Source organism: Rhizobium sp. GW821-FHT14E12 (assembly GCF_058803745.1).
The window spans coordinates 112,281-125,506 of the sequence record NZ_JBXAPH010000008.1; the positions used below are offsets into that span (position 1 = coordinate 112,281).

Genomic DNA, 13,226 nt, shown 5'->3' on the forward strand with positions numbered 1-13,226 from the left:
AATTCGTATCCGTGAAAGCATATCCTAAGAGCACCGCACCTTGTCCGTGTCATTTCGTGCACCAGATAGATCGTCATAGTCGTAAACCGCACATTCACTTCTCCACGCTTGGTTGACAAACCAACCTGAAGTTTGAAGAGTGCGGCCAATCAAAAACGGTAGCGTTGGGGAGGACTTATGTCTATGCGCGCGTTTATCGGGCTTTCCGCTTTTCTTCTCGCTACTTTCACCACATTGATGCCGGCAGGGGCTGCCGACACCAAGCGACAGGTGGTCACCACGCAGGACGGCGATTACTACGGTTTCGACCTGCGCACCGAGCAGAACGTGACGCTCGACCAATGCTCGACGTCCTGCATCGGCGACAAATCCTGCAAGGCCTTCACCTATAATCCCAAGGTGAAATGGTGCTTCCTGAAGTCCGATTTCAACCAGCTCAACACCGTCGCAGGCGCCATCGCCGGCAAGATCGTTGAGACGGCCGCCGCCAACGAGCCGGATATCGGCGCAGCACCCGCGCTTCCCTTCCTCTCCGACGATTTCGTCCAGAGCGCACGCGATGCGAAAGGCCGGCTGACGCTCGCCGCCAACCTGAAGGGGCAAGGCGTCGAGAGCCTGATCGCGCTTGGCCGCATCGAGATCACCTCCGGCAATGTCAGCAACGCGTTGAACGCTTTCCAGGGCGCCTTGTCGCTCACGCCTGACAATGGCGATCTCTGGGTCGAGATGGCGCGTGCCGCCAATACGACGACCAACGACACGTCGCTCGCCACCCAGGCGGCCTATGCCGCCCTCAACGGCTATCAGCTCTCCCGCACGACCTCGAGCCGCGCCGACGCGCTCGCCGTGCTCGCGACCTCGCTGCAAAATGCGCAGAACTATCGACAGGCATTGAGCGCCTACAAGGCGAGCCTCGCGCTCACGAGTTCCGCCGCCGTCCAGGCCGCCTATGACGATCTGAAAGCCCGCCAGGGTTTCCGCGTTACCGGCAACACGCTGGATAGCGACAATGCCTCGCCGCGTGCCTGCGTGCAATTCTCCGAAAAGCTGGTGAAGAGTGGCGTCGACTACACACCTTTCGTCACCGTCAATGGCGCCGCCGCCAAGGGCGTCGATGCCAAGGACAACCAGATTTGCGTCGAGGGCCTCGAATTCGGGCAGCGCTACAGGATTTCGCTGCGCCCCGGCCTGCCCTCCTCCGTCGAGGAGGATCTTGCCACCCAGGTCAATATCGACGTCTACGTCAAGGACCGCTCGGCATCGATCCGCTTCACCGGCGACAATTTCGTGCTGCCGTCGACCGCGCGTCGCGGCATACCGATCGTCTCGGTCAACACCACCACCGCCAATCTGAAGCTCTACCGCATCGGCGACCGCAACATCGCGCAGCTGCTGAACAATTCGCAATTCCTGACGCAGATGAGCGGCTACGGCGCCCAGACCATCCAGGACACCAATGGCGAACTGGTCTGGCAGGGTTCGATCGAGATCCAGCAGAACCTCAACAAGGATGTCGTCACCAGCTTCCCGGTCGACGAAGCCCTGCCGCAGCGCAAGCCCGGCGTCTATGTGCTGACCGCCGTCGCGCCGAATAGCAGCGTCCAGGAATGGGATTCTCAGGCGACGCAATGGTTCGTGGTCTCCGATATCGGCGTCACCACCTATGCCGGTACCGACGGGCTGAACGTCTTCACCCGTTCGCTCGGCAGCGCCAAGCCGACCGCCGGCGTCGAGCTGCAATTGCTCGCCAAGAACAACGAAATCCTCGGCACCGCCAAGACCGACGCAAACGGCCGCGCCACCTTCAGCGCCGGCCTGATGCGCGGCACCGCAGGCATGACGCCGGCCGTCATCGCCGCTCAGAACGGCGATCAGGACTATGTCTTCCTCGACATGACCCGCGCCGGCTTCGATCTTTCCGACCGCGGCGTCGCAGGTCGCACCGCACCGGGCGCGATCGATCTCACGGCCTGGACCGAACGCGGCATCTACCGCGCCGGCGAGATCGTGCATGCCTCGGCGCTTGCGCGTGACATCAGCTCCGTGGCGGTCGAGAACCTGCCACTCACCTTCGTCTTCCTGCGCCCCGACGGCGTCGAGGATCGCCGCGTTGTTACCGATGGCGGCAAGCTCGGCGGCTATAATGTCGACCTGCCGCTGCAACAGACGGCGATGCGCGGCAGCTGGACGATGAACATCTATACCGATCCGAAGGGCTCCTCGATCGGCTCGCAGACCTTCCTCGTCGACGACTTCGTGCCGGATCGCACCGAATTCGACATGAAGAGCGACGCCAAGGCGATCGAAGTCGGCAAGCCGACGCCGGTCAACATCGAAGGGCGCTATCTCTATGGCGCGCCGGCCGCCGGCCTCAGCCTGGAAGGCGAAGTGACGCTAAAGCCGACACGCCAGAGCGACGATTACAAGGGCTATCAGTTCGGCCTCGCCGATGAGGGTGCCGGGCAGAATGCCAGCGACGACAGCGATAGCAGCAGCAGCGACAACAAGGCCGAGAGCACGCAGCTGCCGCTCGAGGACCTGCAGGCGCTGGACGAAGACGGTAAGACGACCTTCGACGTCACCGTCAACGATATGCCCTCGACCACGCAATTGCTCAACGCCGATATCACCGTGCGGATGCAGGAGGCCGGTGGCCGCGCCGTCGAGCGCTCGCTGACGCTGCCGGTCAGGGCGGATGGGCCGCGCATCGGCATCAAGCCGGAATTCGACGGCGATCTCGGCGAGAATTCCCTCGGCGCCTTCCATATCATCGCCATCGACCAGAACGGCCAGAAGCAAGCCATGCAGGGCCTGACCTGGAAGCTGCTCAGCGTCGAGCGCGACTATCAATGGTATCGCGACGGCAATAGCTGGAAATACGAGCCCATCACCTCGACCAAGCAGGTCGCAACCGGCACGGTCAATGCCACCACCGACGGCGCGGAGATCTCGGTGCCCGTCACCTGGGGCCGCTACCGGCTGGAAGTGGACACGGCCGATACGAACGGACCAGAATCCAGCGTCGAGTTCAACGCCGGCTGGTATGTCGCCTCGACCTCGACCGAAACGCCGGACGCCCTGGAAGTCGCCCTCGACAAGAGCAGCTATCATGTCGGCGACACGGCAAAGCTCAAGGTGACCTCCCGCTACGCCGGCCAGCTGATGGTGACGGCCGGCTCCGAGACGCTGATCTCGGTCGCCAATGCCGATATCGGCGCCACCGGCGGCGAAGTCGATATTCCGGTCACCGCCGATTGGGGCGCCGGCACCTACCTGACCGCCACGCTCTTCCGCCCCGGCGAAGCGCAGGAAAGCCGCATGCCGATGCGCGCCATCGGCATCAAATGGGCGGCCGTCGATCCCGGCGAACGCAAGTTGCAGGTCAAGCTCGATGCGCCGCCGAAAGTCCTGCCGCGCCAACCTCTGAGTATTGCCGTGCACGTGACCGGAGCCGGCGCCAATGAGGATGCCTATGTGACGCTTGCCGCCGTTGATGTCGGCATTCTCAACCTGACGCGCTACGAACCGCCGGCACCGGACGACTGGTATTATGGCCAGCGCCAGCTTGGGCTTGAAATCCGCGACATCTACGGCCGCCTGATCGATGGCTCGCTGGGTGCGACCGGCAAGCTGCGCACCGGCGGCGACGGCGGACAGGCAGGCCTGGCGGCGAGCCCGCCGACACAAAAGCTGGTCGCCTTCTTCTCCGGTCCGGTCAAACTGGATGCCGACGGCAAGGCCAATATCAGCTTCGACATTCCGCAGTTCAACGGCACGGCGCGGCTGATGGCGGTTGCCTGGTCGAAGGCCGGGGTCGGGCATGCGACGCAGGATGTCATCATCCGCGATCCGGTGGTCGTCACCGCCAGCCTGCCGAGGTTCCTCGCTCCGGGGGACAAGGCCAATCTTCGGCTTGATATCGCCAATACCGATGCGCCCGCCGGCGACTATAAGCTGGCAGTCACCGGCAACGCGGCCGTCACCGTCGATGCCAGCGCCACCCAGCAGACGATCAATCTGCAGCCGGGCGGCAAATACGACATCACCCTGCCCTTGACCGGCGGACAGCCGGGGGCCGGAACGGTTTCGATCAATCTGTCCGGCGCGTCCGGACTGTCGCTCGACCAATCGCTCGATCTGCCCGTCCGTCCGGCGCAATTGCCGGTGACGGAACGACGCCTCATCTCGCTGGCACCCGGAAAGAGCCTGACCGTCAATGCCGATCTGCTCGCCGACAGCGTGCTGCCCGGCGCTTCGGTCAGCGTCAATGTCAGCCGCTCCGGTGCTTTCGACGTGCCGGCCTTGCTGATGAGCCTCAGCCGCTATCCCTATGGCTGCGCCGAGCAAACGGCCAGCAGCGCGATGCCGCTGCTCTATTTCAGTGATCTCGCCATCAAGAACGGCCTGGCCGACGACACTGAAATTCGCAAGCGTGTCCAGGACTCGATCTATCGCGAAATGTCCTACCAGTCCTCCACCGGCAGCTTCGGCCTCTGGGGTCCGGGCTCCGGCGACCTCTGGCTCGACGCCTATGTCACCGACTTCCTGACCCGCGCCCGCGAACAGAAATACACCGTGCCGGATCAGGCCATGGCGCAGGCACTGGAAAACCTCCAGAACGCGCTGAGCGCCAATACCAACGTCAAGGATAACGGCAACGAGATCGCCTATGCGCTCTATGTGCTTGCCCGCAACAAGAAGGCTTCGATCAGCGATCTTCGCTACTATGCCGACACCATGCTGAACGACTTCCCGACGCCGCTCTCCAAGGCGCATCTGGCAGCGGCGCTTGCGCTCTACGGCGATGCTCAGCGTTCGCGCAACATCTTCGTGGACTCGCTGCAAATGTCAGAACAGGCGGCGGTGACGAAGGTCAGCTTCGCCCGTTCGGATTACGGCTCGTCGCTGCGTGATGGTGCTGCCGTGCTGGCGCTGGCCGCCGAAAGCCGGCCGGTGCCGCCGATCGTGCCGGAACTGGCGACAGTCGTTGCCAAGGAGTGGCAGACCAAGCCTTATACCAGCACCCAGGAACAAACCTGGATGCTGCTTGCCGCCCGCGCGCTGCAAAACGGCGATGACGGACTAACGCTCGATGTCAACGGCGCGGCCCATACAGGCACCTACATGGCGCAGATGAGCGGCGACGCCCTGATCGGCCATCCGCTGACCGTCACCAACACCACCCGCCAGCCTTTGGCCGCCGCCGTGACCACGGTCGCGGCCCCGGTGTCACCGTTGCCCGCTGGCGGCAACGGTTTCAAAATCGAGCGTAAATATTACACGCTCGACGGCGAGGAGGCGAACATCACCCAGGCGCAGCAGAACGAACGCTATGTCGTCGTGCTGCACGTCACGGAAACCAACGACTGGCCGTCGCGCATCCTCGTCACCGATCTTTTGCCTGCGGGCTTCGAGATCGACAATCCGAGCATCGTCGGCAGCGCGCAGCTATCGAATTTCGACTGGCTGAGCGATGTGCAACCGGCCCATGTCGAATTCCGCAACGACCGCTTCGTCGCCGCCTTCGACCAGTCGTCGGGCAGCGATCGAGACCTGAGCTTTGCCTATGTCGTGCGCGCCGTTACCCCCGGCACCTACGACCATCCGGCCGCGAGCGTCGAGGACATGTATCGCCCGCAATTCTCGGCCCGCACGGCGATGGGCCGCATGGAGGTGCTGGCAGCACAGCAGTAAGAAGAGGTCATGAAGGCGCGGTGGAAAATTGCGATCGGTTTTGGCGCGGCTACCCTCTCGGTGGCGGCGCTGATCCTTGGTCTTGTTGCCGCCGACCGCGCCTTTCCGCCGCCGCTGGACAGAGCCGGCGTCGTCTCCTCCGAGGTGCTTGATGCCAATGGCGAGTTGCTGCGCGCCTTCGCCACGCCGGAGGGCCGCTGGCGGCTGAAGACCGAGGTCGGCGACGTCGATCCGCAGTTCCTGCGCATGCTGGTTGCCTATGAGGATCGGCGCTTCTACGACCATCACGGCGTCGACCCGATGGCGTTCGGCCGCGCCTTCCTCCAGCTCGTCACCCATGGCCGCATCGTCTCCGGCGGCTCGACGCTGTCGATGCAGGTGGCACGCCTGATCGAGCCTCGCAGCGAACGATCGGTGACGGCCAAGCTGCTGCAGATCGCCCGCGCCATCCAGATCGAGCGGCGGCTCTCCAAGGAACAGATCCTCGACCTCTACCTGACGCATGCCCCCTACGGCGGCAATCTGGAAGGCGTGCGCGCCGCGAGCCTTGCCTATTTCGGCAAGGAGCCCCGGCAGCTGAGCATCGCGCAGGCGGCTCTGCTGGTCGCCCTGCCGCAACTGCCGGAAAAACGCCGCCCCGACCGCAACCTCGCCAGTGCGGAAGCCGCCCGCAAGCGGGTGCTCGCCCGCGCGGCGGTTGCTGATGTCGTCGGCGATGGCGAGGCGGAGCGGGCAGCTCTCGTTCCCGTTCCGGCCAAGCGGCGGCAATTGCCGGCCTATGCGGCGCATCTGGCCGAGATGGCTCTGCGCAAGCAGCCTGATATCATCCAGCATCACACGACGCTGCGCCGGGATATCCAGCAAGGCCTGGAAGCCGTCGCCGATGAGGCCGCCAGACGGCTCGGGCCGAAGGTCTCGGTCGCCATGGTCATGGCTGACGTCCGGACCGGCGAGATCGTCGGAGAGGTCGGCTCGGCCAATTACTTCGATTCCAGCCGCTCCGGCTGGATCGACATGACCCGCGTGCTGCGCTCTCCCGGCTCGACGCTAAAACCCTTCATCTATGGCCTTGCCTTCGAAGAGGGATATGTCGCCCAGGAAACCATCATCGAGGACCGCCCCGCCGATTTCTACGGCTACCGTCCGCGCAATTTCGACATGACCTACCAGGGCGACGTCAGCGTGCGCGAGGCGCTGCAACTATCGCTGAATGTCCCCGCCATCCGCCTGCTTAACGCCGTCGGGCCGACGCGGCTGCTGCTGCGCTTCCGTCGCGCCGAGGTAAAACCGGTGCTGCCGCCGAACGAGGCGCCCGGCCTTGCCATCGGCCTTGGCGGCGTCGGTATCACGCTCAAGGATCTGGTGCAGCTCTATGCCGGCCTTGCCAATCGCGGCAAGCCGATGCGGATCGGCGACGGCATTCAGGATCAGCCGGGACCGATCGAGGACCAGCCGCTGATGGAGCCGGTGGCGGCTTGGAATATTACCGACATTCTGTCCGACATCATTGCACCGCGCGGTAGCAAGCAGCTCGGCATCGCCTACAAGACCGGCACCAGCTACGGCAATCGCGATGCATGGTCGATCGGTTATGACGGCGCGCATGTGCTCGGCGTCTGGGTCGGTCGCCCGGACAATGGCGCGGTGCCTGGGCTGGCGGGCTATGTCTCCGCCGCACCCATCCTGTTCGAGGCTTTCGCCAAATCGGGTGTAGCCATCACGCCCTTCCCCTCGCCCCCCATGGGCGCCGTACGTATTTCCGCGACCCAACTGCCGATCAGCCAGCGGCGCTTTTCCGTCACCGCGGCCGGTCTGCTGTCGGCCTCGACCCGCGAGCCGGCACCGCAGATCGTCTATCCGCCCGAGGGGGCGCGTGTCGACCTCGGCGCCAATGCCGGCAGCAGTTCGATCATGCCGCTGGCGCTGAAGCTGCAGGGCGGGAGGGCGCCGTTCCGCTGGCTCGCCAACGGCAAGCCACTGCCCGATCTCTCGCGCCGCCGCACCAACCAATGGGTGCCCGACGGCGCAGGCTATTCAACGCTGACCGTCATCGACGCCGCGGGCCGGGCCGCCAGCGTGCGGGTCTTCGTGGAATAGCCCCCGTCACATCCGCGCGATCCTGCCGCCCTTCTTTTGCCAGCCGGGGACGGCTGTGCTAATTTACCGGATACTCAAGCGAGGAATGACGAGATGTCGGAAGAGCAGGCAATCCGTGCGGTTGTTCACCTCTATGTCGATGGCATGGCATTCGCGAATGAGCCGGCGCTGCGCAAGGCGCTGCATCCACGCGCGGCGATCATCGGCAATTATCAGGGCGCTGTGGAATGGATGACCCGCGACGAGTTCATCGCGGCCATCGTGGAAGAAGGCAGCGCCCCGCCCGGCTCAGTGCCGTTGATGGAGATCGAGCTGATCGACATCGAGGGAGACGCCGCAAGCGTCAAGGTCGTCGACGAGTTCGGCGGGATGAGGTTTTCGGACTATCTGTCGCTGGTGAAGATCGACGGGCGCTGGAGCGTGGTGAACAAGGTCTATCATTTGCATCGGTAGCATTTCACCTTCTCCCCACCGGGGGTCCGAAGGACGGGTCGAGGCCCGCGACTCGACCCCGGTCAGGTCGAGCAAAGCTTGGGTTGAGGGGGCGTTGCACCGTAAGGGTCGCTTTTCGCCTCCGCTCAGAACTATCGCTCCTCGCCCCCCTCATCCGCCCTTCGGGCACCTTCTCCCCGAGGGGAGAAGGGGAGGTCGTTACCCCCGCAAAACCCCACCCGTCGTCTTCGTCACATTGGCAACGATCTTCTGCGTCAGCGCCTCGAAATCCTCGTCCGTCAGCGTGCGCTCGGCCGGCTGGATCTGGACTTCGATGGCGATCGACTTCTTATCCTCGCCGAGCGATGCGCCTTCGAAAATATCGAAGACATTGACGCCGGTGATCAGCTTGCGGTCGGCGCCGGTGGCGGCGCGGATGATGGCGCCGGCTTCCACCGTTTTGTCGACCACGAAGGCGAAGTCGCGCTTGACGGCCTGGAAAGGCGAAAGCTCCAGCGCCGGCTTGGTGCGCGTCGCCTTCTTCTTCGGTTCCGGCATGGCGTCGATATAGACTTCGAAACCGGCGAGAGCACCGGTGACGTCGAGGGCTTCCAGCGTCTTCGGATGGAATTCGCCGAAATAGCCGAGCACGACCTTCGGACCCATCTTGATCGTGCCGGAGCGACCCGGATGATACCAGGCGGGACCGCCCTGCTCGATCTGGATATTGCCCATCGGCAGGCCGCAGGCTTCGAGCACGGCCAACGCATCGGCCTTGGCGTCGAAGACATCGACCGGCTTGCCGCCGCCCTTGGCGGCGTTCGACCACATGCGGCCGGCGCCGGCGAGCGTCGCCGTGCCGCGACGGATGCCGCCGGCAACGCGGCGCTGGCCTTCGGGCTTGTCATTTTCATAGGTGCCGGAGACTTCGAAGATCGCGACGTCGCCATAGCCCTTGTCGGCATTGCGCTGCGCGGCCGAGAGCAGGCCCGGCAAGATCGACGGGCGCATGTCCGACATGTCGGCGGCAATCGGGTTGGCAAGCTTCAGCGTGGTCGACCCGCCGCCGAAAAGCTTGGCCTGATCTTCGGAAATGAACGACCAGGTGACGGCTTCCAGCATGCCGCGCGAGGCAAGCGCGCGCTTGGCCGTGCGGGTACGGATCTGCAACACCGTCAGGATCTTGCCGTTGACAACATTATGGCTGGCGAGCGGCTGCGGCTTGATGTTGTCGACGCCGTGGATACGCATGATCTCTTCGACCAGATCGGCCTTGCCGTCGACATCGGAGCGCCAGGGCGGAACGGCGACGGAGACGCGCTCGCCGGAGCCCGAAACCGAGAAGCCGAGCTTCGTCAGGATCGACTTGCCCTCTTCCGTCGAGACGTCGAGACCCGTCAGGCGCTTGACCTCGGAGAAGGGGAAATCGACGATCTTGGCGTCATAGCCCTTATAGCCTTCGACCTTGGCCTTGGCGGCGGTGCCGCCGCAGCAGGCGAGCACCAGCTCGGTGGTACGCTCGAGGCCGGGGACCATATATTCCGGATCGACGCCGCGCTCGAAACGGTAGCGGGCGTCGGTGATGATGCCGAGGCCACGGCCGCTCTTGGCGATGTTCATCGGATCCCAGAGTGCGGATTCGATCAGCACGTCGACGGTGTTCTCGTCGCAGCCGGAATGCTCGCCGCCCATGATGCCACCGATCGACTCGATGCCGTCGTCATCGGCGATGACGACATTGTTCGGGCCAAGCTTGTATTCACGCTGATCGAGCGCCAGTACGGTTTCGCCATCCTTGGCGCGTCGCACGACGAGATTGCCCTTGACCTTGGCGGCATCGAAGACGTGCATCGGCCGACCCTGATCGAAGGTCATGTAGTTGGTGATGTCGACCAGCGCGCTGATCGGGCGAAGGCCGATCGCCAGCAGCCGCTGCTGCATCCATTTCGGGCTCGGGCCGTTCTTGACGCCACGCACGAGGCGCAGCGCGAAGCCGGGGCAGAGCCTGATATCGTCGAGCTCGATCTTCACGTCCGTCGGTGTCTCGCCTTCGACAGCGAAGGCAGGAACGGCGCGCGGCTTCAAGGTGCCGAGACCGGAGGCGGCGAGATCGCGGGCGATGCCGTAGACGCCGGTGCAATCCGGGCGGTTCGGCGTCAGGTTGATCTCGATCATCGGATCGTCGAGACCCGCATAGGCCGCGAAGCTGGTGCCGACGGGTGCGTTTTCCGGCAGATCGATGATGCCGTCATGGCTGTCGGAGATTTCCAACTCCTTTTCGGAGCACATCATGCCGTGGCTTTCGACGCCACGGATATTGCCGACCGCCAGCGTCACCTCGATGCCGGGAACATAGGTGCCGGGCGCAGCAAACGCACCGACGAGGCCGGCGCGCGCGTTCGGCGCGCCGCAGACGACCTGAACCGGCTTGCCGGCGCCGGTATCGACCATCAGCACCTTCAGGCGATCGGCCTGCGGATGCTTTTCGGCCGACAGGACTTTGGCGATGACGAAGGGCTTGAAGGCCGCCTTGTCATCGACATCTTCGACCTCCAGCCCGATCATCGTCAGGCGGGCGCAGATCTCGTCGAGCGTGGCGTCCGTTTCCAGGTGCTCTTTCAGCCAGGAGAGTGTGAATTTCATGTCATCGATCCTTGCTTACGCGCTCAAACCGCCGAACAGCGTCGGCATGTCGAGCGGGCGGAAGCCGTAATGGTTCATCCAGCGGACGTCGGCGTTGAAGAAGTCGCGCAGGTCCGGCATGCCGTATTTCAGCATGGCGATGCGGTCGAGGCCCATGCCCCAGGCAAAGCCCTGATATTCGTCCGGATCAAGGCCGCCGTGACGGAGCACATTCGGATGCACCATGCCGCAGCCGAGGATTTCCATCCAGTCGGTGCCCTCGCCGAACTTGACGCTCGGGCCGGAACGGTCGCACTGGATATCGACCTCGAAAGAGGGCTCAGTGAAGGGGAAGAAGGACGGGCGAAACCGCATCGTCACATTGTCGACCTCGAAGAAGGTCTTGCAGAATTCTTCCAGCACCCAGCGGATATTGGCGACGTTCGCCGTCTTGTCGATCACCAGGCCCTCGACCTGATGGAACATCGGCGAGTGCGTGGCGTCGCTGTCCTGGCGATAGGTCTTGCCGGGGATGATGATACGGATCGGCGGCTTTTGCGCTTCCATTGTGCGGATCTGCACCGGCGAGGTGTGCGTGCGCAGCACCTTGCGCTCACCCTTTTCGTCCGGCTGGAAGAAGAAGGTGTCGTGCATCTCGCGGGCCGGATGCCCTTCGGGGAAATTCAGCGCCGTGAAATTGTAATAGTCGGTTTCGACGTCGGGGCCTTCGGCAATCGAGAAGCCCATGTCGCCGAAGATCGCGGTTATCTCGTCGACGATCTGGCTGATCGGATGGATGCGGCCGCGCTCGGCGGGCGATGAGCGCACCGGCAAGCTGACATCGACCGTCTCCGCCTTCAGCTTCGCGTCGATGGCGGCATCCTTCAACGCGCCTTTGCGGGCGTTGATGGCGTCGGTGACGGAGTTCTTCAGCGCGTTGATCGCCGCGCCCCGTGTCTGCCGTTCTTCCGGCGACATCGAGCCCAGCGTCTTCAGCAGTTCCGAAACCGAGCCCTTCTTGCCGAGCGCGGCGACCCTCACGGCTTCGATCGACTGCTCGTCGGTCGCCGCGGCCACCTCGGCCATGAGTTGGGTTTCAAGTGTTACGAGTTCCGTCATCTGGTCCTGCCTTGCGGGGCGGCGGGCTTGGAACGCCGCTCAGTCCGCGGAATAATGGATGAACGCATGCATCATAAAGCTTGCGGCAACGATGAAGCGTTGCAGATCACTACCCATGTGCAAGCGGCCAATCAACCGGGCAAATGACAAAAAGCCGCCAAGAAAGCGGAGCTTGGCACTTGCCGCCCGATGCGCGATCCGTTTTCGGGGGTTCCGCCCGACAGGACCGCCTGACACGATGGAAAGCATATGCTGCAAAACACAAAACCCGCGCCGGTTTCGCCAGCGCGGGTTTCATAATGAATTTACGAAAGACGTGCGAAGCGGCGTTAGTTAACGGCTGCTTCGAACTCGTTCTTCGTACCGGCGTCCTTGAGGTATTCCAGAGCCTTCTTCGAGGCGGCGACGAGCGCGCCGAAAGCTTCCGTCTCATGGATTGCCATGTCGGACAGAACCTTGCGGTCGACTTCGATGCCAGCCTTGGTCAGGCCGTCGATGAAGCGGCCGTAGGTCAGGCCGTGTTCACGGACGGCAGCGTTGATACGCTGGATCCAGAGAGCGCGGAAATTGCGCTTGTTCACCTTGCGGTCGCGATAAGCGTACTGCTTGGAACGATCGACAGCGGCCTTGGCGGTCCGGATGGTGTTCTTGCGGCGGCCGTAGAATCCACGAGCCTGCTTCAGAACCTTCTTATGCTTGGCGTGCGAGGTTACGCCTCTTTTTACGCGTGCCATTTCATGATCTCCTTAGTCTATAGCGTTACGAATAGTCTTAGAGACCGTTCGGCAAGTAGTTCTTGATAACCTTACGACCATCCGGTTCTGCGAGAACCATGGTGCCGCGGGCATCGCGAATGAACTTGTTGCTACGCTTGATCATGCCGTGGCGCTTGCCAGCAGCGGCTGCCTTGACCTTGCCGGTCGCGGTGATCTTGAACCGCTTCTTGGCAGAGGACTTCGTCTTCATCTTGGGCATTTTGCTACTCCTTCGATGCTTCCTGGCGCGCTTTGCTAAAAAGCCCTTCCCACAGGTCCGGCTGGGCCGGGCTGCGACAAGGTGCCGGAGCGTTTGTTGTTGAACGGTGGATACGGTGATGAACCATCCCACCAGCATTCTGAACTGCCACGGCATGCCCTGCCGGTCAGTTCGGACGCGCGCTTATAACCGCAGTTGCCCTAGAGTGCAACGGGCGAGGCGCGTGAATCTTTGCAGATCGATGACAGGCATCAACCCCCGGGGGCATAAAAGGAAAAAGCCGCCCA

At 63.4% G+C, this 13,226-nt stretch carries 7 protein-coding genes; 3 read left to right on the top strand and 4 right to left on the bottom strand.

All coding sequences use genetic code 11. The features are described 5' to 3' along the window. Nucleotides 1-177: 177 nt before the first annotated feature. The 3 genes from AC1RO0_RS24630 to AC1RO0_RS24640 all read left to right on the top strand — a co-directional run bounded on the left by AC1RO0_RS24630 (nucleotide 178) and on the right by AC1RO0_RS24640 (nucleotide 8,244). The gene (locus AC1RO0_RS24630) at nucleotides 178-5,694 is read left to right on the top strand and encodes an alpha-2-macroglobulin family protein (protein ID WP_498595219.1); all 5,517 of its coding nucleotides are present in this window, start codon (nucleotides 178-180) and stop codon (nucleotides 5,692-5,694) included. A 9-nt stretch (nucleotides 5,695-5,703) separates the two neighbouring features. Then, nucleotides 5,704-7,791: a penicillin-binding protein 1C gene (pbpC, locus tag AC1RO0_RS24635; protein WP_498595220.1), complete on the top strand. Its 2,088-nt coding sequence runs from the start codon at nucleotides 5,704-5,706 to the stop codon at nucleotides 7,789-7,791. A 93-nt stretch (nucleotides 7,792-7,884) separates the two neighbouring features. Continuing rightward, nucleotides 7,885-8,244: a nuclear transport factor 2 family protein gene (locus AC1RO0_RS24640; RefSeq protein ID WP_498595221.1), complete on the top strand. Its 360-nt coding sequence runs from the start codon at nucleotides 7,885-7,887 to the stop codon at nucleotides 8,242-8,244. Nucleotides 8,245-8,442: 198 nt separating this feature from the next. Here AC1RO0_RS24640 and pheT read toward each other — a convergent pair whose 3' ends face one another. The 4 genes from pheT to rpmI all read right to left on the bottom strand — a co-directional run bounded on the left by pheT (nucleotide 8,443) and on the right by rpmI (nucleotide 12,939). Continuing rightward, complete coding sequence (gene pheT / locus AC1RO0_RS24645; RefSeq protein ID WP_498595222.1) at nucleotides 8,443-10,866, bottom strand: phenylalanine--tRNA ligase subunit beta; 2,424 nt, start codon at nucleotides 10,864-10,866, stop codon at nucleotides 8,443-8,445. A gap of 15 nt (nucleotides 10,867-10,881) precedes the next feature. Further along, nucleotides 10,882-11,964 carry a phenylalanine--tRNA ligase subunit alpha gene (gene pheS, locus AC1RO0_RS24650; protein WP_498595223.1) on the bottom strand — a complete coding sequence of 361 codons (1,083 nt, stop codon included), beginning with the start codon at nucleotides 11,962-11,964 and terminating at the stop codon, nucleotides 10,882-10,884. A 329-nt stretch (nucleotides 11,965-12,293) separates the two neighbouring features. Further along, nucleotides 12,294-12,698 carry a 50S ribosomal protein L20 gene (gene rplT / locus AC1RO0_RS24655; RefSeq protein ID WP_007692608.1) on the bottom strand — a complete coding sequence of 135 codons (405 nt, stop codon included), beginning with the start codon at nucleotides 12,696-12,698 and terminating at the stop codon, nucleotides 12,294-12,296. Between the two features lie 37 nt (nucleotides 12,699-12,735). Beyond that, on the bottom strand, nucleotides 12,736-12,939 hold the full coding sequence (rpmI, locus tag AC1RO0_RS24660; protein WP_003544621.1) for a 50S ribosomal protein L35: 204 nt from the start codon (nucleotides 12,937-12,939) through the stop codon (nucleotides 12,736-12,738). Nucleotides 12,940-13,226: the final 287 nt, after the last annotated feature.

What these genes read in the sequence shown, in the direction of transcription:
- pheT (WP_498595222.1), bottom strand. Translation starts at nt 10,866, where the DNA reads ATGAAATTCACACTCTCCTGGCTGAAAGAGCACCTGGAAACGGACGCC.
- rpmI (WP_003544621.1), bottom strand. Translation starts at nt 12,939, where the DNA reads ATGCCCAAGATGAAGACGAAGTCCTCTGCCAAGAAGCGGTTCAAGATC.
- pbpC (WP_498595220.1), top strand. Translation starts at nt 5,704, where the DNA reads ATGAAGGCGCGGTGGAAAATTGCGATCGGTTTTGGCGCGGCTACCCTC.
- rplT (WP_007692608.1), bottom strand. Translation starts at nt 12,698, where the DNA reads ATGGCACGCGTAAAAAGAGGCGTAACCTCGCACGCCAAGCATAAGAAG.
- pheS (WP_498595223.1), bottom strand. Translation starts at nt 11,964, where the DNA reads ATGACGGAACTCGTAACACTTGAAACCCAACTCATGGCCGAGGTGGCC.
- AC1RO0_RS24640 (WP_498595221.1), top strand. Translation starts at nt 7,885, where the DNA reads ATGTCGGAAGAGCAGGCAATCCGTGCGGTTGTTCACCTCTATGTCGAT.
- AC1RO0_RS24630 (WP_498595219.1), top strand. Translation starts at nt 178, where the DNA reads ATGTCTATGCGCGCGTTTATCGGGCTTTCCGCTTTTCTTCTCGCTACT.